Origin of the sequence: Flagellimonas marina (genome assembly GCF_042651185.1) — a bacterium.
GTDB lineage: Bacteria > Bacteroidota > Bacteroidia > Flavobacteriales > Flavobacteriaceae > Flagellimonas > Flagellimonas marina.
Map to the genome: position 1 here is coordinate 170034 of NZ_JBHSCL010000003.1, position 21851 is coordinate 191884.

Sequence of the window (21851 nt, forward strand, 5' to 3'; positions counted from 1 at the left end):
TATTTTAAAATTTCAATCGCGTACCCAGCTTAAAACTGTTTTTTACACCTTCCAGTCCTATACTATAAAACTTTGGGTCACCCATGGGTGTCACCATTTTGGCTTCCAACATCATATTGGGCCGCACATCATGCCCTATTCCAAAAAACACATCTTCTCTGGGCATGGGGTTTGGACGTCCTTTTCCACCGTTCATTAAATCCCATTCTCGCTGATATCCCCCTAATATATATGTTCTTTCGTCCAAATATTGCTTTAACTGAATTGGAATGGTAAATCGGTCAGCAAAAAGTCTCCGATAATGTTCCCCACCAATACTGAACTCTGTTTTTTGGGTAAGAGCAAGGTTGACTTTGAACCAAGCATAATTGGACAACCCGTCAAAAGTTGGAAAATCGTAGCCCTCCATGATCAATGGACTTTCTTGATGCGTTGCAGAAGCCCCGTTGATTTGACCGTAATTCCACTGACTGAAAATCAGCAACGCCAAAATTACTGAACAAAAAACCTGTTTGGACATGACCAGTAGTTTCCCCAAAAGTTACCACATCAATCATGAAGAATAAAGAAGGTTGGCTAAATTTTAACCTTAGAAATCTATAGAAGTTTCCAAAAGTGAATCAACTACCCCTATTTAGTTGGTTTTTCAATTCTTGATTCTGCTTTTTATACGGTCGAATAATCAACCGTGCCTCACGATCAAAACGAATATAATTGTACACCCAGTTGATGAAGACCACCACCCTATTTCTAAATCCTATCAAGAAATACAAGTGCACGAACATCCACACAAACCATGCAAAAACACCTTGGAATTTCACTCTCTTCATATCTACCACGGCCTTGTTACGACCAACGGTGGCCATACTTCCCTTGTCCTTGTAGACAAAAGGTTTCATGGGTAGGCCTTCCACCAACCGCACCAAATTTTCACCAAGGCTTCTACCTTGTTGAATGGCTGGCTGCGCCATCATGGGGTGGCCATACGGAAAATCTTCGCTTTCCATTTGGGCAACATCGCCAATGGCAAAAATCTCAGTGAATCCTTCTACTTGATGGAAACGGTTTACTCGTAAACGATTTCCCCTGCACAAAAATTCTTTGGCGTCCAATCCCTTTATTCCAACTGCTTGCACACCCGCTGCCCACACCAATGTGGCCGTCTCAAAAATGGTTTTGGTGTCGGTGGTTACGTAATTACCATCATAATCCATGACCCTAATGTTTTTCCACACATTCACACCCAACTCCTCCAAAAAACGTTCAGCCTTGGCCGAAGCCACTTCGCTCATTGCCGGAAGGATTCGGTCTCCACCCTGCACCAAATTAATTTGCGCCCTACGGGTATCCAAATCGGGATAATCTTTGGGCAATATTCCCTTTTTGATTTCGGCTAAAGCCCCGGCCAATTCCACACCGGTAGGTCCGCCTCCAACAATCACAAAATTCATTAAGGCATCCCGTTCATGAAGGTCATCCGTGAGAAGTGCTTGCTCAAAATTTTCCAAAATAAGGCTCCTCAGGTTCAAGGACTGGGGAATGCTCTTCATGGCCATGCCCTTGGTCTCAATATTTTTGTTTCCGAAGAAATTGGTTTCTGAACCGGCGGCAACTACCAAATAATCATAGGTAATCTCGCCAATATTGGTCTTTACTTCCCTTGCCATGGTGTCCACACTGGTCACTTTGGCCAATCGAAAGAAAAAATTGGGGTATCCCTGAAGGACTTTTCGGATAGGATAGGCAATGGAATCCGGCTCCAATCCACCTGTTGAAACTTGGTATAACAGGGGCTGAAAGTTGTGATAATTGTGCTTATCCAAAAGCACTACTTGTACATCTTTCTTACTAAGCTTTTTGGCTAAGGCGATTCCTCCAAAACCACCTCCTATGATAACTACCCTTGGGTAGCTTGATTGCGGTATATTCATGGCAGACATACCTGCAAAATTACGCAATACGAGGTTGGCTTTTTCATATAAAGGTCGGTTTTTTAGTATATTTAGAACCTGACTCAAAAACTCCATACAATGAAAAACATTCTCCCCATCAGTATTGCACTGTTACTTTCCACAACTGTTGTATTTTCCCAAAAAGATGAAGAAAAAGTATTGAATGACTTAAACGCCAAAACTCAAAAATACGGTGATATTGCCCATGAGATTTGGGAGTTGGCAGAAATGGGATATTTGGAGGAGAAGAGTTCGGCCTTATTGCAAAAAACACTTTCAGATGCGGGTTTCTCCATTGAAAAAGGAATTGCTGGTATCCCCACAGCATTTAAGGCAGAATATGGTTCTGGATATCCCGTAATTGCCATTTTAGGGGAATACGATGCCCTACCCGGTTTATCGCAACAGGCGGTTCCCGAGAAGAAATCGGCCGATAAAGCAGCAGGACATGCCTGTGGACATCATCTTTTTGGCACAGCTTCTACAGCCGCAGCCATTGCAGTAAAAGATTGGCTTACTTCCAAAAAAATACAGGGAACCATTCGCTTTTATGGCTGTCCAGCCGAAGAAGGTGGTTCAGGAAAAGTATATATGGTTCGTGAAGGGGTTTTTAATGATGTGGATGTTGCCCTACACTGGCATCCCGGTGCAGAGAATGAAGCCAGCGCAGGGGCTGCCTTGGCCAACAAATCAGCTAAGTTTAGATTTCATGGGGTTTCCGCACATGCCGCTGGAGCGCCAGAACGAGGTCGTTCTGCCCTCGATGGTGTTGAAGCCATGAACGCCATGGTAAATATGATGCGGGAACACATTCCGCAGGACGCCAGAATACATTATGTGATTACGGACGGCGGGAAAGCACCAAATGTAGTGCCCGATTTTGCTGAAGTATATTATTATTCAAGGCATGGTAAAAGAGATGTGGTCATCGATATTTTTGACCGTATTGTAAAAGCAGCCGAAGGCGCTGCATTGGGCACTGGAACCACCATGGAATATGAAATGATTGGGGGAACACACGAGCTTTTGCCCAACCTCACCCTTCAAAAAATCATGTATGACAACCTTACCAAAGTTGGAGGGGTAACCTATACTTCTGAAGAAAAGGCTTTCGCAGAGAAAATATCCACAACCTTAGGTGCCAAATCCTTGGATATGGAAACCGCAGAGAACATTCAACCGTATAAAGAAGAAGCACGGGCCTACGGCTCCACCGATGTAGGTGATGTAAGTTTTACTGTTCCTACCGCAGGGTTGGGAACCGCCACATGGGTTCCCGGTACGCCAGCCCACAGTTGGCAAGCCGTAGCTGCTGGCGGAACATCCATCGGAACCAAGGGTATGATGGTAGCTGCCAAGACACTAACGCTTACTGCTATGGATATTTTTAATAATCCTGAAACCGTAAAAGCTGCAAAGGCAGAACTTGAGGAACGCCGGGGTGCTGACTTCAAGTACATTCCTTTGTTGGGCAACAGACCACCGGCCTTGGATTATCGCAAATAAAGGTTTTTGGATACTGTTGTAACAAAAAGCGTTTTGTAGCTACATATAATAAGTCAAACTACTTACCAACCTTTTGAACAAAGAACTGGAACATCGTTTTGTTACCGAACTTGAGAACAATCAAAATATTGTTCACAAGGTGTGCAGCCTCTATACCAATGACAAGGATTCCCACAATGACCTCTTTCAAGAAATCACGATACAATTGTGGAAAGCTTACCCCAAATTTAGGGGCGACTCCAAGTTCAGCACATGGATGTATAGAGTGGCGTTGAATACGGCCATTACGCTGTACAGAAAGTCGAAAAGAAGGGTAAAGACGCAAGATTATGATTCAGTCGTACATAAAATAAAGGCTGATCCTTATGACGATACCGAAGAGCGACAACTGAAATTGATGTATGATGCAGTACGGCAATTGGGCGACATCGACAAAGCACTGGTGTTTCTTTATCTGGAAGACAAAAATTATACAGAAATAGCCGAGACGCTCGGTATCACCGAAGTGAATGCCAGAGTGAAAATGAACCGGGTAAAAAACAAATTAAGAACCATACTAAATCCGTAGCTTATGGTGGATGAATTGGAACTATTAAAAAAAGACTGGCAAAAGAAGGAGGCCGACCTTCCCAAATTGTCTTATGACCAAATCTATAAGATGATCTGGAAAAAGTCGTCTTCTATAGTAAAATGGATTTTTTACATTAGTATCATAGAATTTGTCTTTTGGGCTGCGCTCAACATTATCTTTAGCGATGCTGAGTCCATGCAAGAACTCAAAGCGTTGCACATTTATCGTGTTTTGATGGTGCTTAATTTCATCAATTACGGCATTATTATATACTTTATCTACAGATTCTATACCAATTACCGTAAAATCTCCTTCACTGATTCTTCCAAAAAGTTGATGAAGACCATACTTTCCGTTAAAAGAATAGTTACCCAATACGTTTGGTTCAACCTAAGCATTTTTACAATATACACGGTGATTTATTCCTATGGTACATTGGTCTACGGTCCAGAAGGGAAGAAAATTATGGAAGCAGCCCTGCAAGATGGCAATACCACCATGTTTTGGGCAATGACCATTGCTTTCTCCATAGTTTTCATCGCGGTATTTTTGCTCCTTATTTGGCTTTTCTACAAACTGCTGTATGGAATACTGCTGAAGCGGTTGCGCCAGAATTATAAAGAATTGAAAAAGTTAGAGGTTTAATTCCCTTTGTAACTATACCTCCTTTTTTGGTTTTCCTCCTCATAAGCCGCCAATTCTTCCTTGGAGATTACCTTTAGGAAAGATGGATGTTGTTCAATGGCATATTCCAACTTTTCCAAAATAGCATCAATCGACTCGTTGTCATAGTCAATTTCCAAAGGAGTCTTAATTTGCATGGATTGCAAAATACCTTTCTTTTTTACCCGAAGTCCCTTTTTATCAAAAGAACGCCTAAATCCATCAATGACCACGGGAACCACCACAGGTTTGTATCTTTTTATGATGTGCGCCGTACCCTTACGAAGTGGCTTCCATGGTGTCGTGGTACCTTGTGGAAAAGTGATTACCCAACCATCATCAAGTGCTTTGGCAATGTTGCTGATATCGCTGAATTTTACTTGTCGGTTTACATCTTGACCGTCAGCTCGCCATGTCCGTTCTATACTAATGGAACCTGCGTAGGCCAAAATCTTGGTAAGCAAACTTTTTCCCATGGTCTCCTTGGCGGCCACATAGTAGATATTCAGTTTAGGGTTCCATAGATACCCCAAGTTCTTAATATTGTCATCCCTACCCTTTAAACTGGCGTTGAACACATGGAACATGGCCACAACATCCGCAAAATAGGTTTGGTGGTTGCTAACAAAAAGTACATTGGTTTCCGGCAGGTCACGGATAATTTGTGAACCTTCTATTTCAAGGGTGTTAAATCCTTTATAACGTTGGTGCGTCATCATACCCGCAATACGAATCAACCAACGTTTTAAGAACAGAATATGACCGAAAGGATTTGTTTTGAATAGACCCATGGGTAACTCTTGTTGGCAAATTTACAAAATAGCCGCTAAAGGACTTGCCGTAAAAGCTCCCTGATTTCACTCAACATCATGGCTGTGGCGCCCCAAACGGTATAACCATTTAATTTATAAGCGGGTACGTTTATATTTTTTGCATACGATGTACTCAACAATTCTTCAATGAGGTTGGCATCATCCAAAAAATCCTTTACGTAAGCTTCCACCACTTGCTCCACTTCATCTTCCTGTGGCACAAAGGGTTGTGGCTTTGGATAAATCCCCATATAGGGTTGCACCATAAAATTACTGGGAGGGATATAAACTTCACTCAATGCCCGTATCACTTGTACGGAATCAGGGTGTACCCCCACTTCTTCATACGTCTCCCGAAGGGCGGTATCCATCAAATCCGTATCCTGCTTTTCAACCTTACCACCCGGAAAACCAATTTGGTTGGAATGCACACCCTCATAGGTCTTTCGAAGAATAAGCAGCAAACGGGTTTCACTCAAGGCATCAGGATAAAAAAGCGCCATGACTCCCGCTCTTTTGGGATTGATTTTCTTATTATTATTTTGCTTTAACCACTGAATCCGCTCTGTCGGGGACATTTTATAGTGGGATTCCTCTCCGGGAAGAGGTAGATTTTTTAATTTTAGAGCTATTTCACAAAATGCATCAAAATTCATGTTGCTAAAACCATTCGCTTTAATTACAAGTATACTATTATTTTTTTTCGTCTCTTGTGGTGAATCCCCAAAAAAGAAAACCCCACAAAAAGTAGAAACTGCCGTTCCTGCTGATTCTGTTCAACAAGAAGAGGTTGAAGATGATTCTGAAGAAGAACAGGACAATGCATTTGTCCTTGATGAGGAAAATGCCATCGATTTCTTTTTTGATTATGCCAAGAAACTCAAAAAAAATAAGGTAAAGATTACGACTACCATGGGCAGTTTCATCGTTCAATTGTATGATGATGTGCCCTACCACAAGGCCAATTTTATCTATCTGGCACGAAAAAAGTATTTTGACAGCACCCAGTTCCACCGCGTAGTAAAAGATTTTATCATTCAAGGGGGGAACTCGGATGACCGCAAAACGGCAAGAAAGCGTGGAGATATTGGCAGATACCTACTGCCACCCGATGCCAAAAAAGGATACAAGCACCATAGAGGTACCATATCCATGCCCAGCAGTGAGCGCGACAATCCCCATAAATTGGCTTCCCCGTATGAATTTTTCATTGTGGTCACCAATCCCGGTTCGTACCACTTAGATGGTTCCTACACCCCTTTTGGTCGTGTGGTTGAGGGTATGGACATAGTGGATGCCATTAATCAAGTTCCCGTTGGAGACGGGGACTGGCCGCAGAAAAATGTTTACATTCTTAAAGTGGAAGTATTGTAAACCAACGAAAAAATACTATAATTTAGGCAGCCTATGGAATAACTCAAACTAATGATACAAACAACTCAACTCATTTACTCAGACAAAAAACAATCCTATGAGGGCGTAATTGCCTATGACGATTCCCAAAAAGGGAAACGTCCCGTAGTGTTGGTTTCCCATACCTGGATGGGACAATCGCAATTTGAAGAAGACAAAGCCAAGGAATTGGCCAAACTTGGTTATCTAGCCTTCGCCATTGACGTTTTTGGTCAGGACAGAAGGGCTAAAAATGCTGAAGAAGCCGAAGCCTTGATGAACGAAATGTTGGAAGACCGGCAAGAACTTCTGAACCGAATACTTTTGGCCATGGAGACCATCAAGAAAAACGAAATGGCCGATGCCAAAAATGTAGGCGCCATTGGATTCTGTTTTGGTGGAAAATGTGTCTTGGATTTGGCTCGCTCCGGAATTAATATGAAAGGAGTGGTTTGCTTCCACGGAATTTTTGACCCACCAGGCATTGAACATGAAGGCGACATCCTAGCTAAAATTCTAGTGCTTCACGGGTGGGAAGACCCTATGGCGTTTCCAAAAGACATCGTTTCATTGGGGTATGAACTCACAGAACGCAATGCTACTTGGGAAATCGATGTCTTTGGACATACAGGCCACGCATTCACAAATCCCAATGCCAATGACCCCGATGGTGGTATGCAGTTCAACCCATTGGCCAATGATAGGTCTTGGCAACGGATGACCCATTTTCTTAATGAAGTTTTTGAATAAGCTTTAAAAGGATTTTGGAGGTTATGGGCTCGTAAAAAGATTGCTCTATTTGGTATCACTTGTTTTAATCTTGGCTATCAAGGCCAATGTCTTGCGCACATTGTTCTCCAACCCTTTGAAATCCCCATTTTGGATGGTTTCCTTGCTGATAAGTTGCGAGCCCAGTCCAACACAGGCCACCCCTGCATCGAACCAGCCCTTCAGGTTGTCCCCATCGGTGCTCACACCCCCAGTGGGCATGATGCTCGTCCATGGCTGTGGGCCCTTTATGGCCTTCACGAATCCGGGACCGTAGGTTGAGCCGGGGAAAAGCTTCACGATCTCGCAGCCCAGTTCCTCCGCCCTTGCTATTTCCGTCAACGAGCCACAGCCCGGGCTATAGGGAACCTTCCTGCGGTTGCAGACAACCGCCACGTCCTCCCTCAACGAGGCCGTCACCACAAAGTTCGCCCCCAACTGCATGTAGAGCGAGGCCGAAGCCGCATCGGTCACCGAGCCCACCCCCATCATCATCCCCGGGAGTTCCTTTAGCGCATATCTGTTGAGCTCCGTGAACACCTCATGGGCGAAGTCGCCCCGGGAGGTGAACTCCATCAGCCGGGCACCGCCATCGTAACAGGCCCTCAGCACCTTCTTTCCCACCCCGACATCGGGGTGGTAGAACAAGGGCACCATTCCCGTTCCCATCATTGCATTAATTACTTCAATCCGTGTATATCTTGCCATTTTCTTCCGTTTTTATCGTGATACCCTTCCAGAGGCGTCGCCCCCCATCAATTTTTCCACTTCATCCACGCTCACCAGATTGGCGTCGCCCTTTATGGTGTGTTTCAAGCAAGAGGCCGCCACCGCAAAGTCCAGTGCGTTCTGGTCGTCCCCCGGGTACTTTATCAACCCATAGATCAGCCCGCCCATAAAGGAATCACCTCCGCCCACACGGTCAACGATATGGGTTATCTGGTACTCCCTTGACTTGTATAGCTCCTTTCCATCATAGAGTACGCCCGCCCAGGTGTTGTGTGAGGCCGACAGCGATCCCCTGAGGGTGGTGATCACCTTCTTGGCATTGGGGAACCTCTCCATCATCTGTTTGCACACCGATAGAAAGGCCTCGGCCTTCACGTGCTCGCCCTGGGTGGTGATATCGAGCCCCTCGGGCTTGATGCCGAAATGCTTCTCCGCGTCCTCCTCGTTGCCCAGGACAATGTCGCAATGTGAGGTCAGCTCGGACATGATCTCCTCCCGTTTGGCATCATCGCAGTACTTCCAGAGCTTGGCCCTGTAGTTCAGGTCCGTTGATATGGTAACGCCCATCTTTCGGGCCACCTTAACGGCCTCTATGCAAGCATCGGCAGCTCCCTGTGAGATGGCAGGTGTAATCCCCGTCCAATGGAACCACTGCGCCCCCCCAAAGACCTTCTTCCAATCGATCATTCCCGGGGCGATCTCCGCCATGGCCGAATGGGCCCTGTCGTAGACAACCTTGCTCCCACGGCTCACCGCACCGGTCTCCAGAAAATAGATGCCCAGACGGTCGCCCCCGAACACTATCCGGTCCGTGCCCACGCCCCGCTTGCGCATCTCCATCAGGGCACATTCCCCGATATCGTTCTTCGGCAGACGGGTCACAAAGTCCACCGGGACCCCATAATTGGCCAGGGAGACCGCCACATTGGACTCCCCACCACCGTACACCACATCAAAACTGTTCGCCTGCGAGAACCTTAAAAATCCTGGAGGGGCCAAGCGTAGCATGATCTCTCCGAAGGTCACTACTTTATTCATTTCTATTCTATTTTTTATAGTTAAAATCGATTTAAGAATCCAATTAAAAATTTCATGGATAAAAAAGAAGAACGCACCTAAAATGCAGTACGTTCTTCACTGGATAACTAAACTAACACAACAACTATTTTCTTTATTCTTTATTGATTAAATCATCATTTGGAACTTTTTTATGCCAATAAGATGCCAGTATGGAGCCCGTAATGTTCATCAGCGGTCCAAAAACTGCAGGTGCAAGTCCCATGGTAGCTATTTTTCCCAACGTATTGGCAATTCCCGAGGCAAGTCCGCCGTTCTGCATGCCCACTTCTATGGATATAGTGCGGGCATCACGCTCATCCATCCCCACCAAACGTGCAAAACAATATCCTAGAAAGTATCCAAAAAGGTTATGAGCGAGGACAAGCAGCAATAACAATCCCCCAATATCTAACAGACTGTCACGGCCAGCGGCCGTAATTACGATTATTATCAAACCTATGGCCAACATTGATATCAAGGGCATGACCTTGTCCAGCCACTTTGTACGGCCATGCAGCAGGTGGTTGAACAAGAGACCGGCCCCAATGGGCAGTATGATCATCTTGATGATGCTCCACATCATAGCGAGCACCTCAATCTCCACGAACTGCCCAGCCAATAGTTTCATCAATAACGGAGTAACAAAGGGTGCCAATAGTGTAGCTATGGATGTTATGGTAATGGAAAGGGCCAGGTTCGCCTTTGCCAAATATGCCATTACGTTTGAAGCTACGCCACTGGGGGAACAGCCTATTAACACGATTCCTGCTGCAATCTCTGGGGGGAGTCCACTTACATCAGCAAGGGCAAACCCCACCAAGGGCATTATGGCCAGCTGGGCCGAAACTCCCACAAGGACACCTTTTGGAGATTTTATAATCTCCGCAAAATCCTTGATGCTCATTGAGGTGCCCATACCAAACATAATGATCTGAATCAAGGGTATGATCAGTACGGTAAGCTTAAAATTACCAATCTTCACAAAATACTGTGGCCAGTATAGGGCGAGCACAACCCCGGCAAAAATCATTGCGGCAAATATGTACCCCTTAAATTCCCTATATCCGCTGAAACCAATAGCGAGCAACACAAAAAACCCGGTCAGCAGGAGTCCGGCCCTATCTAGGTTACCAGTCCACGCCATAAGTACAAATGCAGACAATATCAGCCCGGCAAGCGCCAATGAAATACTATGTATGTTAATTTTACTCAAAATATATAGTTATAAATTAGTTCACCACAGAAGTTATTATTGCAATTTGTATGCTTGACGTGCCAGTAATTGCCATTTTCCTTCTTCATTTTGCTTGTACACTTGAATGTTACCAATGCGAATGTCAACAAGCTCTCCATTATTGGTTGCCTTTGCTTCAAAAACATGTCTTACGATTGCCGTGTCATCAAACAAATGAACACTTTGCAATGGATTGTTGATCATGGAAAAATTGAACGGCCCGTGGACCACATCGTCAATAAACTCCCTCTTGTTCTGTACAAGTCCACTTGAGTGTCCGTAGGTCAGATCATCTGAGGTTAAATCAACCAATTGGATACTATCTGCATTTACCATGGCGTTGTTGAACTTAATTACTACTTTTTTAACATCCTCTTCAGAAACTGAAAATTTTTGGACCACATTGGTACTGCTCGCATTAACGGTTTCTTGCTTTTCCAGTTTTGTGTTACAGGATACAGCAACAAATACCAGACAAATGATTATTTGATATTTTATCCCATTGACAGTTTCCATAGAGCAATTATCCATCATTTCTTCTTTCTTCCCTCTCTTTCAAAAAAGTATCCAGTTCGGATTTAGACATGGGTAGATTTGGATATTTGTCTAACCACTCCTTAAAATCCTTTTCGAAAACTTCATCGTCCACAACAAATCTTTCATTGACATACTCATATTTATTGGTACGCATGCAAAATCTATTGAACTCATCTTGAAGTGCGGTAAATTCACCAGAAATAACGACCTTTTGGACTAAATGTGGTGGAATAAAACTTACCCCTGTGGACTTAGCCAATACCACATCACCAGGTAAGACGGTTACTCTACCGATACGAATTGGACCATTCACTGATTCTATCATCATTTCTTTGATAGCAGATGGATCAGAACCGCGAATCCATGCATTGAATCCTTTAATTTGGGAAAGACCTTCAACATCTCGAACCGATCCATTGAATATAACCCCTCGCTTACCAGCCTTATAGATTGCATTACCCAAATTGTCACCTATCAAAGTTCCATCAACCATTTTACCATAACTATCTGCCACATACACGTCACCATCCATTAACTTTAGAATAGGCGCATAATTGGTTACCGGGGTTTTGGTCCCCTCCTTCTCTGCCTGTTCTTGGATATAATTATTAAAATCATTTCGGAGAGGCATGAACTGAGCAGTTACTACACGACCTGTCATGACCTGATCTGGATGTAAAATTTCCCAGCCATTCTCATAAGGGCTGGCAAAATTTTCAAATTGATTATTGTACCCATTTCTTCTTAGAGTACCCCAAACTTCTTCCATGGACAGCGCCTTGAGTCTCTCCAGTAACTCATCTGATACTTTGGGCCTACCATCTGATGTTCGTTCACCTTCCCATTCAGAAGTCAACGCTTTTATCGTTTCTGGTTGCCAAACTACATTTTGTGATTGCAATCCAAATACAGTGCATACAATAGCAATACATGATATAAATACTCTTTTCATAATATTTGTTTTAATTAATATCTTAATATGTTTATTTCTTGGTTTTATGGAACCCTTACTTTGATCAAAATCTTCTTTATTGTGTCATGACCCTTTTTCCTAAAGGCAGGGCGATGAATATCTCTTGGTGAAAAAATGAAGAACCTACCTGGTTTTGCCACATAAAATTTCCCATTCTCCACATTGTAGTTTTCTACATCCCTTTTTGGATTGTATGCCACAGTTGAGCTGTATTCTGCATTGTTCAAGGAAGCAACACCCATACCTGCCTTGCCCTTTACCACATACTGTAGATCATTAAAATTCTGGTGGGTCTCCCATTCTATTTCATCAATATCTTTTGTAGGCCCTTCTGAAACATAAACCATAACATTTCCTTCATCAATGATATACCTCCCTGTTTCCAGGTCCTCAAGATTGTGCGAATTCAAGAACTCAAATGCTTGGTCCCACCAAGTGGAGTTTTCACAATACTGGCGGGCCAGTTCTTCTTGATCAATTGATTTATGGGGCTTTAACTGTAAGCCGCCCAACCATACCTTGCTCTTGTACCAATCAGATACATTTTCCTTATTGCATGGGGTCCCAATACTCTGTGAATTTGTTCCTATGGAACACAAAAAAAACAGGATGAGTATTGGAACCCTTTTTGCAAAGGGTTCCATTAAATTCATCATAATAGATCTACTGTAAAGGTTAGTACCCAGGATTTTGTTCAAATTCTTCCCGATTGGTAAGTCGATCTATCATGTTACTCGGAATAGGTCGGAGCAGGTGTTTTTGCTCAACATTGTCTCTCCCGAGAGTGTTGTATAATTGAACTCTTTCAATGAGTTTTCCAGTCCGCTTCAAATCGGCCCATCTTAACCTTTCTGCTCCCAATTCCAATGCCCTTTCATCTAGGATAAAGTCAATATCCAAATCAGCCTCTGTTATCTCCATATCAACCTCTTTCCCTGGCCATGCAGCTCGATGCCTAATCGTATTGATATGGTCGACCGCTTCGGGCAGGTTTCCTTCCTTCATCTGTGCCTCTGCAGCAATCAAGTACATTTCCGCCAAACGTATTTCTATTACGTTCTTGGTTCCAACTCCACTATTTATGGATGGTCTTAATGGGTCTTTGTATTTTCGCATATGCGGAAAAAGCTCTCTAGAACCAGTTGGATTTTCACCATCATATAAATCATTGATATCAAAAACACCGTATTTCTGCTCCAGTTCAGCTTCTTCAATATCTGGAATATCCCAAGGAACGTAAATAAAAGCAGTATCTCCAATTTGTATATTGCCAACAAGAGTGGACTCATTATTTGCTATCCAAGCTGTCTTCCAAGACTTAGCAAATCTTGAGTCGTTTTCACGGTTGGAAGCCAAAAGGTCAAAATAGTATCGGGTTGCTACAAAACGAGGCCAAGGTCGGTCATTCTCTAGGGCCCTAGTCATTCCGGGCTGAAGATCGTACCTGGGTGTAAAGTATAGGAAATAGGCATTTCCACTTCCATTAAGTCTTTCATCCTGAGAGAATTGAATAGACCAAATCACTTCAGAGTTCACTCTATTATCTACGTCCCACAGACGTGAATAATCATCGAGCAGTGAAAAACCATAATCATTGATTACTTTTTCCGCATATTCTGCAGCCATATCATTCTGGTTCAAAGTAAGGTACACTCTAGCCAGCAAAGCCTGGGCGGCGGGCCTAGTGACTCGACCAAAATCATCTTGTGTATCAGGTAAATGTTGCTCTGCAAACAATAAATCCTGTACAATCTGATTGTACACCTCAGCTTCCGAAGCCCTTGTAGCCGTTGTTACCACATCAGTAACTTCTTCTGTCACCAAAGGCAATCCACCAAAGTGCATCACCAAAATATGGTAGTACCAGGCCCTTAAAAAATAGGACTCAGCAACTTTTTGATTGACCGCACTTTCAGGCATTTCCTCCACAGCTCCCGCTCTTGAAATAGCGGCATTGCAGGCCGCGATCCCTTGATAAAATGGAGACCATAAATTCCAAAGCACTGGATTGGCCGGCTGTATTCCAGAGTTATAAGCATTAAACTCAATGAATGTTCCATCTGATCCATTGGTCCAGAGGTCAGTTCCGAAAAACACTAATGGTGCAAAATTGTTTCCACCAGCGAACAGAGTCCGTGTGAATGTATAATTGGAATTGACAAGGTCATTAAATCCCTTCTCGGTTGTGAAGTATGAATTGATGGGTGGTGATACAATTTTCTCTTCATCGAGAAAATCACTAGAACAACTACCTATAATTGCAGTAATCACAACGAACAGAACTATATTTATATGTCTTTTCATAACTATATTTTTAGAATTGAATGTTTAGACCGAGAATAACTGTTCTTGTAGCAGGATAAGAGGATATTGTCCTTGTTCCATCAACAACATCTCCGGTCAAATCGGGTTTCATGTTAAAATCCCGCATTTCGGATTTTGTCCAGTACGCCAAATTCTCACCGGACAAATAGAGTCTCAACCCAGAAAGGGGTGTTTTCTCAATCAACGAGGCCGGGAAACGGTATCCTAGAGAAATCTGTCTAAGACTTATCAAGCTCGCGTCCCTGTAGGTTAGCGTACTTCCGTACAAACCACTTCCTTCATACAATTGATTGGGTCTCGGGTAATTATTGGTTGGATTTGTAGGTGTCCAATAATCAAAAACCAACTTATTGTAACGCTTCTTGGAAAAAGGTGCAAAAGGGCCTATTGAGGACATACCCCCCCAACGTATATAGGTCTGAAAAGAAAGGTCAAAGTTCTTGTAATTGAAGGTATTTGTAATGTTGCTCACAAAATCTGGCTGAGGACTTCCCAACACCATTCTGTCCGCATCGGTAATGGCGCCGTCATTATCAACATCCAAAACTTTTATTTGGCCAGGCTCCTGACCATAGCTTGCGGCCTCTGCACTTTCATTTTGTTGCCATATACCAATCTTTTTAAAGTCATAAAAAACTTCTATAGGCTCACCTATGAACCATCTATTGCCTATATCATCAACTTTACCGTTATAAAGTTCATCTATTTCGGTATTGTTTCGGAAGAATGTCAAGTCCGTTCTCCAACTAAATTCCTCAGTTGATATATTCACGGAATTCAAGGAAAGTTCAAAACCTTTGTTCTTTGTTTTCCCAACATTTTGAAGTACTTGGTCATACCCCGAGGTAATTGGGAGTTTTCGGAACATAAGGAGGTCGTAGGTGTTTGTATTGTACATATCAACACTTCCTGAGAGCCTGCCCCCGAAGAGCCTGAAATCAACCCCAAAGTTATAAACAGCCGTGGTTTCCCATTTTAGGTTTCTATTTTCCAATTCTGTGGGATAATACCCAAAGCCTGGTGACTCATTCCACGAATAAGCACTCCTATCAGCACCACCTTGGGTTTGGTAAGGGCTAATCCCTTGGTTACCAGTAACACCATAACTCAACCTCAACTTCAAATCATCCAACCAATTTTCAGTGCTTTTCATAAACCCCTCATCTGATATCCTGTAGGCAAATGCTGCCGAAGGAAAGTATCCCCATTTATGGTTCGGTGAAAATTGGGATGCTCCGTCTGCCCGGAGGGACAAGGTCAATAGATACTTGCTGTCATATCCATAAAATATTCTACCTGCATAGGACAATAGATTGGTTTCTATCAAATTTGATCCAACCGAATTCACCAAAGTAGCACTGCCCAAATTATGGTATCTAGATTCCTCATACGGAAGATCACTCACCCCGGCGTCACTAGTCTCTAATCTGGTGGTTTGGACTCCTTGTATTGCAGTTACGGTTAATTGGTGTTTTTCATTGAACTGCTTATTATAGGTAAGTATACTTTCGTATAACAACAGGTTATCTACAGTATTATCTACCTGAGCCGTTGCCGTACCAAGGTTTCTAGCAAGTGAATAAAACCCTGCCGATTCTTTTATGGTCCTTAATTTGAAGTTTGTCCCAAGATTTAACCTATACGTTAAATCTGGAGTTATCTTCGCTTCCCCAAATACGTTTAAAATAGCTCCCCAACTTTTATTGTCCCATCGGTAGGAGTCATATATATAATCTGCCAATGGATTCAACAATAAACCATCTGCAGTAGCTGTAAATCTTGGAGTTCCATCATCCTCGTACAACTTACCCAGCGGACTTGACTGAAATGCTTGGAACAATGCTGCGCTGGACTTCCTTTTATTGTAGGAGTGATTAAGTAAAATTGATGCTCCCCCACTGAAGATAGGTGAAAAAGTAAAATCCAAATTTGTCCGCATGCTGTATCGGTCAAAGTTTTCGCCAGGAATTATTCCATCTTGCTGGAAATAGCTTCCTGAAAAATTATATTTTACCTTTTCAGACCCACCGCTCACGGTTAACTGGTGTTTCTGCTGAAACCCATGTTCGTATAGTAAATCTTGATAGTTTAGACCATTGCCTCCTTGCCTAAGACTCTCTATTTCTATTTCATCGAATATAATTTCATCAAACTCTGCGCTGGTTCCACCTTCAGGATAATCCCCAATTGCCCTGTATGCTTCTCTTGCAATCTCGGCATATTGTGGACCATTGGCATAGGGAATGGTTCCATAGGCCATAATGGGACCTCCATAACTTTCAAAAATAAACCTTGGCGCTCCAGTGGCACCTCGTTTGGTTGTAATGATAATTACACCATTGGCCCCCCTTGCCCCATAAATTGCTGTGGATGAAGCATCTTTCAATACATCCACGCTCTCAATATCATAAGGGTTGATGTCATTCAAAGTTCCATAATAAGGTGACCCATCCAATATAATCAATGGATCGTTGGTTGCTGTAAAAGAGCGCTGGCCTCTCAGCTGTATTTGGGTAGAAGCTCCAGGTCCTGCCCCAGAGGGCACCACATCCAATCCGGGTATACGTCCAACTATCCCTCCTTCAATGGATGTCATGGGAATATCGGCTATATCTTCGGTGCTTACAGAAGCAACCGAACCAGTAACGTCTCTACGTTTTTGTGTTCCATACCCCACAACCACAACTTCATCCAAGGCTTGGGAATCTTCCTGCATTACAACATCAATAGTGGTTGATACTCCAACGGGAATCTCTTGACTGGCGTATCCTATGGAAGTGAACACTAATATTGATTCGGGTCCTGAGATTTGCAAGGAGTAATTGCCATCGAAATCTGCGGCCGTTCCATTCGTTGTGTTCTTTTCAACAACGTTGGCCCCGGGTATAGGAATTCCTTGATTGTCCACAATAGTACCAGTAACAGTTTGCTGAACAATTTTTGCATCCAACAGCAAATCATTGGAGATCTTTTCTTGAACTGGAATTTTTTTAATGGGTGGGCCTCCCCTTTTTAGCACAATTTGGTTCTTGACCATGGAGTAACTCACGTATTGCCCTTTAAAAATAAGGTCTAGTATTTCAGAAATAGGTTTGTTCCTCACCTTGAGGGAAACAGTCCTACCTTCATTAATTTCTCCGCTTCTGTAAAAAAATGTAAAATTACTTTTGGATTCTATTTCCTCAAGTACGTTTTGAATGGTCTCATTTTCTACTTCTAAATCTATTTTGGTATTTTGGGAGAATGAGTTTGCTTGTACATTTAGCAAAGCACATACCAAAAGAAGAAATGAGAGCTTCATAGTTCGGTTCTTATTAAGAATATTTCCCAGAAAGTCTGGAAACCAATCTATTTTTTGCATAATTTTGAATGGTTTTGATTAGTTAGTAACATTTCTATTAAAATCAATCCTTGTCGGGAAGTGTTGCACCACTTCCCGATTTTTAGTTTTTGTTCATATCACCATAGGCATTCTCTTTTTTGTTTATTATTATTTTTCCATCGTTGATCAGGTAATCAAAATTTGCACTTTCCTTAAACGTGTTCATTAAGTCTATGATAGACTCTTCACTAAACTTGCCATGAAAGCGAGAATCGTTCAACTCTGAATAGTTGTTTTCTACCTCAACATTATATCTCCGTTCAATTTTTTGTATGATCTCCGTAAATGAATCATCATTGAAAATGAGCAGGTCCTGTGTCCAACCAATATAATCCTTAACATCTACCTCGTTTATATTCAATCCTTCAGGAACCAAAGAGGCCTTTTGCCCTGGCTTTATTACCAGAGGTTCAAAATTGAGGGTCTTGGCAATTTTATTGTTCACTTGAACACTTCCTTCTACCAAAACAGTGTGATGATTAGAGCCCTCATAAGAGCTCACATTAAAATGTGTGCCCAGTACCTCAACCTCCATGTCATTGGCTTGGACAATAAAAGGGGACTGTTCATCTCTGGCCACTTCAAAATAGGCTTCTCCAAGCAAAAACACCTCCCTGTTTGCATCAGGTAAAAAATTGACTGGAAATCGCAAACTTGTACCTGCATTTAGATGAACCCAAGTTCCATCTGAAAGAATCAGCTTAAAGGTCTTTCCCCTAGGCACCTTTATTTCGTTATACACAAGTTCTTTGAGTGTACTGTCCTTTTTGTAGCTAAGAACCCCCTTACGTTGGGAGGCAATGACCTTTCCTGATTCATTAGTTATTTCTCCAGCTGCATTTTCGTTTAGATTATTCTTCCCATCACCGGTTTGCAGAACAATCATTTCTTCGTCAATTTTTAGTAGTTCCCCATCTATGTCATTGTAATTAAAGTAGGAAATCAGAGCAACAGTCAACCCAATAACAACGGCAGCATATTTGATCCAAGAACCGGAGTAGATCTTTCTCACCGTAGATTTACGCTCTGGAACAGCTTGGTTTTTCAACTTTTCCCAAACCCTTTCCTTTATGGCTTCATTAAAATCCAGATCGGACCAGATATTAGAATCATCTTGATACGACTGTAAAAAGCTTTCCAAAAGCTCTTCCTCTTCGGGAGTACATTGTCCTTTAAGGTACTTTTTAAATAAGCTCTTAGCTTGCTTTTTATTAAGGTATTTCATGTAGTTGTACTTATCTGGGATTGCCCATATAGTACCTTAGTACCAAAACATTCGAAAAAGTACCTATCCTTTTTTAATTATTCATCATTTTTTTATATAAATAATTAAAGTAATAGTAATATTAATGCTCATAGAAAGTCATATTGACAACCAACGATGTTACAAAACGGAAAAGAGAGTATGCGGTTAAATGAAGAAAATAAAAAGTATAAACTGGTATATGGCCAACTGCTCGGGAGAGATTTGTTCTTTTAATAATTTGAGCGCCTTGCTTATTTGATTCTTAACTGATTGTATGGATAGACCCAGTTCTTCTGCAATCTGCTTATTTGACTTTTCTTCAAATCTGCTCATAATAAAAATCTCCCTACACCTAGGACTAAGGTTGTTTACCAAGTTTTTTACCAATGATTCCAATTCATCAAATTCCATTTTTCGGGAAGCATTCAAAGAGGCATCAACTATATTCAAGCGTGTTAAATCCTCATGGGTGAAGCGTTGATTTCGAAGCATTTTAAAAATTTGAAATTTTACCGCTTGATGTAAGTAGGCTTTAAGGTGCGTAATGTTATGCTCTTTTCTTTTTTCCCACAGATGAACAAAAACGTTTTGAAGAATATCTTCACAAAGCTCTTGCTGTTTAAAAATATTCATCGCATAAAAAAAGAGTCTTTCTGCATATTTAGAGTAGATTTCCTCATATGCAAGCACATCGCCTTTTTTAAGACGAGAGAGCAACTCTTGGTCGTTTTCTGGCATTGGTTTTTGGTTGATATTACCATAAATCTAAATATTTTATTTTATAAACAACAATTTGATAATAATATTCCTACTTTCTTGTGATATTAAAATTATTTACGAAATCGATTTCGAACAGTTTAATTACGTAATATCAACTCAGTGATAAACTTTCTTTATCACTCCCGAAAGTTTCACTAATTTTAAGAATAAGCCAAAATCTGTTCTGTTGTAACAGAATCGAAAATAGAATTTATAAATCAGTACAATACTTTTTTTTTAGGATTCTTTATGGCTAGAACCAAGCTTCAGAATTACACTAGATAAGGGATGTTGAAGTCTTTTTAATTTGAACTTAATGGATTCTAAATCCACATTGAGCATTGAAAATAGGGCAGCTATGATAATCAAGTTCTTGATAATATACTGCCCTAACAATGTCAAGAAAGGCATTCCACCGCTGAACACTTGATCTGGAAAAAATACAAGCGGGGTAAATGTGAAAATGATATGCACCAAAGCCATGAATACGACTGTTTTTCGCGCAACATTGAACACCAAAAAAATCCCAATCCATGTTTCCCAAAGCGCCAGAAGAATAAGGGCGACACCATCTGGGATCAATCCGAACGTTAAAACATGTACCGTACTCTTGGCCAATTCTTCGGCCGGACTTAGATCTGGAAAAAATTTTAAGGCCCCAAACCATAGATAAACCAGTCCAATGGAAATTGCTAGAAGGCTGTTTCTGGCGGGCTGTTTCATACCTGCAATGAATTAGTTGCTAAATTGGTTCATTAGCTCTGGGTCCACTTTTACTTTTTTATTGGGAAAGCGAAAAGAAACCCCAAGATTAATGAGATAATCTGCAAAAGCTGCGTCCCCGTTTCTTGGGTTACCAGTAGCTTCTTCCGTTTGTTTATCCGTAACACTTTGTGGGCGATCTCTTCGAACAGCGAAAGGTACGTTCAAGTTGATTGAAAAATTATCCTTTATAAAGGCAATCCCAGGGTCTATGGACAAAACATTCCCAGGTCTTCTAAATCCTTCATTGCCTCCAATAAGGTCCTTAACGGGAACACCTTCATATCTCGCGCCCAATGAACCAGAAATTGTATTTGAGAAACTTTGACTAACACCCGCGCGAACAGAAAACTGGTCCGGAACGGCCATGATGGCCTCGTTCTGAAGAATTGGACTCAAGGTTTCCCTAAAGGTTCTTGTTCCGTTGGTTTCCCTTGGGTTGATCAAATAAAATCCACCCCCGTAAGCGAACAATTTCTCGGCTATTTTTTGGTAAAATTGAAAATCAACGGTTATTCCAAAGCCTCCATCTCCTGGCTGGATACTTTGGTCAACCGGCCTTACTTGTGGGCCTCCTTCTGGACCTACATTGTAAAAAATGTCGGAAGCATTCCAATTTCCTGTGGGAAGTTTTAGACCTAAGCCAACGGCCAAGTTTCCATTTTGATGTTTTTCCAAATCAAAAAGCCAATAGCCCACTCCAACTCGGATATCAGCCAAACCACGTGAATAGGTAACATTTCGTTCTTCGCGACCATGCTCATAAAGCGAAGACCGCGTATTAATCACCGTAGGAATGGTGATACTGGTATATAACCGATCGGTTATTCCATAGGTCAGGAAGAAATCCCACGAATGATTATGGTTAATAACCTCAGACCCATTGGCAACCCTATCCGGTTCTTCATGGGTGCCCCTAAAGTGTCGGAATGATTTAAAATAACGATAATTGGAGCCAATTTGAATGTCACCCGGACCCAAAAGATTGCTTTCCAAAGTGTTCCCTACGCAAGATGAAAAATGACGAATGGCCACACAACCTTGTGCATTGGAGGTACTGATTCCTAAAAAGATGACTGCAATAAAAATTAATAGATAAAGTGTTCTTTGAGATTTCATTTTGATGTGATTGGTTGTTCTAAAAGAAGGCCGACCCCATGAGAGCGGCCTTTATATTACAT

At 42.0% G+C, this 21851-nt stretch carries 21 protein-coding genes; 5 read left to right on the forward strand and 16 right to left on the reverse strand.

What is annotated here, in order from left to right; translation table 11 throughout:
• Nucleotides 1-4: 4 nt before the first annotated feature.
• On the reverse strand, nt 5-520 hold the full coding sequence (locus ACFOWS_RS03205; RefSeq protein ID WP_379762524.1) for a hypothetical protein: 516 nt from the start codon (nt 518-520) through the stop codon (nt 5-7).
• Between the two features lie 100 nt (nt 521-620).
• Nucleotides 621-1931, reverse strand: a complete 1311-nt coding sequence (locus ACFOWS_RS03210; RefSeq protein WP_379762526.1) for an NAD(P)/FAD-dependent oxidoreductase — start codon at nt 1929-1931, stop codon at nt 621-623.
• Nucleotides 1932-2030: 99 nt separating this feature from the next.
• On the opposite strand from ACFOWS_RS03210, the gene ACFOWS_RS03215 reads away from it, so the two are divergent.
• From ACFOWS_RS03215 to ACFOWS_RS03225, 3 genes are all read left to right on the forward strand, one after another.
• Entirely contained in the window at nt 2031-3458 is a 1428-nt protein-coding gene (locus tag ACFOWS_RS03215) for an amidohydrolase (protein ID WP_379762529.1), read from the forward strand.
• Between the two features lie 73 nt (nt 3459-3531).
• Complete coding sequence (locus ACFOWS_RS03220; protein WP_379762531.1) at nt 3532-4026, forward strand: RNA polymerase sigma factor; 495 nt, start codon at nt 3532-3534, stop codon at nt 4024-4026.
• 6 nt (nt 4027-4032) lie between these two features.
• The gene (locus ACFOWS_RS03225; protein WP_379762603.1) at nt 4033-4674 is read left to right on the forward strand and encodes a hypothetical protein; all 642 of its coding nucleotides are present in this window, start codon (nt 4033-4035) and stop codon (nt 4672-4674) included.
• Here the strand turns inward: ACFOWS_RS03225 and ACFOWS_RS03230 are convergent.
• On the reverse strand, nt 4671-5483 hold the full coding sequence (locus ACFOWS_RS03230) for a lysophospholipid acyltransferase family protein (RefSeq protein WP_366590969.1): 813 nt from the start codon (nt 5481-5483) through the stop codon (nt 4671-4673). The two genes, ACFOWS_RS03225 and ACFOWS_RS03230, sit on opposite strands and share 4 nt — an antisense overlap.
• A gap of 35 nt (nt 5484-5518) precedes the next feature.
• Complete coding sequence (locus tag ACFOWS_RS03235) at nt 5519-6160, reverse strand: NUDIX hydrolase (RefSeq protein ID WP_379762533.1); 642 nt, start codon at nt 6158-6160, stop codon at nt 5519-5521.
• On the opposite strand from ACFOWS_RS03235, the gene ACFOWS_RS03240 reads away from it, so the two are divergent.
• Both ACFOWS_RS03240 and ACFOWS_RS03245 read left to right on the forward strand, forming a co-directional pair.
• Nucleotides 6159-6878, forward strand: a complete 720-nt coding sequence (locus ACFOWS_RS03240) for a peptidylprolyl isomerase (protein WP_379762535.1) — start codon at nt 6159-6161, stop codon at nt 6876-6878. The two genes, ACFOWS_RS03235 and ACFOWS_RS03240, sit on opposite strands and share 2 nt — an antisense overlap.
• A 51-nt stretch (nt 6879-6929) precedes the next feature.
• On the forward strand, nt 6930-7646 hold the full coding sequence (locus ACFOWS_RS03245; protein ID WP_379762537.1) for a dienelactone hydrolase family protein: 717 nt from the start codon (nt 6930-6932) through the stop codon (nt 7644-7646).
• A 45-nt stretch (nt 7647-7691) separates the two neighbouring features.
• Here the strand turns inward: ACFOWS_RS03245 and ACFOWS_RS03250 are convergent, their stop codons facing one another.
• From ACFOWS_RS03250 to ACFOWS_RS03305, 12 genes are all read right to left on the reverse strand, one after another.
• On the reverse strand, nt 7692-8372 hold the full coding sequence (locus ACFOWS_RS03250) for a bifunctional 4-hydroxy-2-oxoglutarate aldolase/2-dehydro-3-deoxy-phosphogluconate aldolase (protein WP_379762539.1): 681 nt from the start codon (nt 8370-8372) through the stop codon (nt 7692-7694).
• A gap of 12 nt (nt 8373-8384) precedes the next feature.
• Nucleotides 8385-9431, reverse strand: coding sequence for a PfkB family carbohydrate kinase (locus tag ACFOWS_RS03255; protein ID WP_379762541.1), 1047 nt, complete (start codon nt 9429-9431; stop codon nt 8385-8387).
• A gap of 133 nt (nt 9432-9564) precedes the next feature.
• Nucleotides 9565-10665 carry a bile acid:sodium symporter family protein gene (locus tag ACFOWS_RS03260; RefSeq protein ID WP_379762543.1) on the reverse strand — a complete coding sequence of 367 codons (1101 nt, stop codon included), beginning with the start codon at nt 10663-10665 and terminating at the stop codon, nt 9565-9567.
• Nucleotides 10666-10701: 36 nt separating this feature from the next.
• On the reverse strand, nt 10702-11202 hold the full coding sequence (locus tag ACFOWS_RS03265) for a nuclear transport factor 2 family protein (RefSeq protein ID WP_379762545.1): 501 nt from the start codon (nt 11200-11202) through the stop codon (nt 10702-10704).
• 7 nt (nt 11203-11209) lie between these two features.
• On the reverse strand, nt 11210-12175 hold the full coding sequence (locus tag ACFOWS_RS03270; RefSeq protein ID WP_379762546.1) for an RraA family protein: 966 nt from the start codon (nt 12173-12175) through the stop codon (nt 11210-11212).
• Between the two features lie 44 nt (nt 12176-12219).
• Complete coding sequence (locus ACFOWS_RS03275; RefSeq protein ID WP_379762547.1) at nt 12220-12894, reverse strand: YhcH/YjgK/YiaL family protein; 675 nt, start codon at nt 12892-12894, stop codon at nt 12220-12222.
• Nucleotides 12872-14500 carry a RagB/SusD family nutrient uptake outer membrane protein gene (locus ACFOWS_RS03280; protein WP_379762548.1) on the reverse strand — a complete coding sequence of 543 codons (1629 nt, stop codon included), beginning with the start codon at nt 14498-14500 and terminating at the stop codon, nt 12872-12874. The genes ACFOWS_RS03275 and ACFOWS_RS03280 overlap by 23 nt, the downstream gene beginning before the upstream one ends.
• Before the next feature lie 10 nt (nt 14501-14510).
• Complete coding sequence (locus ACFOWS_RS03285; protein ID WP_379762549.1) at nt 14511-17822, reverse strand: TonB-dependent receptor; 3312 nt, start codon at nt 17820-17822, stop codon at nt 14511-14513.
• 142 nt (nt 17823-17964) lie between these two features.
• Nucleotides 17965-19128, reverse strand: coding sequence for a FecR family protein (locus ACFOWS_RS03290; RefSeq protein ID WP_379762550.1), 1164 nt, complete (start codon nt 19126-19128; stop codon nt 17965-17967).
• 186 nt (nt 19129-19314) lie between these two features.
• A complete protein-coding gene (locus ACFOWS_RS03295; protein WP_379762551.1) occupies nt 19315-19887 on the reverse strand; it encodes an RNA polymerase sigma factor in 573 nt (190 codons plus the stop codon).
• Between the two features lie 258 nt (nt 19888-20145).
• Nucleotides 20146-20631, reverse strand: coding sequence for a hypothetical protein (locus tag ACFOWS_RS03300; protein WP_379762552.1), 486 nt, complete (start codon nt 20629-20631; stop codon nt 20146-20148).
• Between the two features lie 12 nt (nt 20632-20643).
• A complete protein-coding gene (locus tag ACFOWS_RS03305) occupies nt 20644-21789 on the reverse strand; it encodes a hypothetical protein (RefSeq protein ID WP_366587115.1) in 1146 nt (381 codons plus the stop codon).
• Nucleotides 21790-21851: the final 62 nt, after the last annotated feature.

Coding starts and splice junctions, on each gene's coding strand:
- ACFOWS_RS03205 (WP_379762524.1), bottom strand. CDS start 520: ATGTCCAAACAGGTTTTTTGTTCAGTAATTTTGGCGTTGCTGATTTTC.
- ACFOWS_RS03210 (WP_379762526.1), bottom strand. CDS start 1,931: ATGAATATACCGCAATCAAGCTACCCAAGGGTAGTTATCATAGGAGGT.
- ACFOWS_RS03215 (WP_379762529.1), top strand. CDS start 2,031: ATGAAAAACATTCTCCCCATCAGTATTGCACTGTTACTTTCCACAACT.
- ACFOWS_RS03230 (WP_366590969.1), bottom strand. CDS start 5,483: ATGGGTCTATTCAAAACAAATCCTTTCGGTCATATTCTGTTCTTAAAA.
- ACFOWS_RS03240 (WP_379762535.1), top strand. CDS start 6,159: ATGTTGCTAAAACCATTCGCTTTAATTACAAGTATACTATTATTTTTT.
- ACFOWS_RS03235 (WP_379762533.1), bottom strand. CDS start 6,160: ATGAATTTTGATGCATTTTGTGAAATAGCTCTAAAATTAAAAAATCTA.
- ACFOWS_RS03245 (WP_379762537.1), top strand. CDS start 6,930: ATGATACAAACAACTCAACTCATTTACTCAGACAAAAAACAATCCTAT.
- ACFOWS_RS03250 (WP_379762539.1), bottom strand. CDS start 8,372: ATGGCAAGATATACACGGATTGAAGTAATTAATGCAATGATGGGAACG.
- ACFOWS_RS03255 (WP_379762541.1), bottom strand. CDS start 9,431: ATGAATAAAGTAGTGACCTTCGGAGAGATCATGCTACGCTTGGCCCCT.
- ACFOWS_RS03265 (WP_379762545.1), bottom strand. CDS start 11,202: ATGGAAACTGTCAATGGGATAAAATATCAAATAATCATTTGTCTGGTA.
- ACFOWS_RS03270 (WP_379762546.1), bottom strand. CDS start 12,175: ATGAAAAGAGTATTTATATCATGTATTGCTATTGTATGCACTGTATTT.
- ACFOWS_RS03280 (WP_379762548.1), bottom strand. CDS start 14,500: ATGAAAAGACATATAAATATAGTTCTGTTCGTTGTGATTACTGCAATT.
- ACFOWS_RS03285 (WP_379762549.1), bottom strand. CDS start 17,822: ATGAAGCTCTCATTTCTTCTTTTGGTATGTGCTTTGCTAAATGTACAA.
- ACFOWS_RS03290 (WP_379762550.1), bottom strand. CDS start 19,128: ATGAAATACCTTAATAAAAAGCAAGCTAAGAGCTTATTTAAAAAGTAC.
- ACFOWS_RS03295 (WP_379762551.1), bottom strand. CDS start 19,887: ATGCCAGAAAACGACCAAGAGTTGCTCTCTCGTCTTAAAAAAGGCGAT.
- ACFOWS_RS03300 (WP_379762552.1), bottom strand. CDS start 20,631: ATGAAACAGCCCGCCAGAAACAGCCTTCTAGCAATTTCCATTGGACTG.
- ACFOWS_RS03305 (WP_366587115.1), bottom strand. CDS start 21,789: ATGAAATCTCAAAGAACACTTTATCTATTAATTTTTATTGCAGTCATC.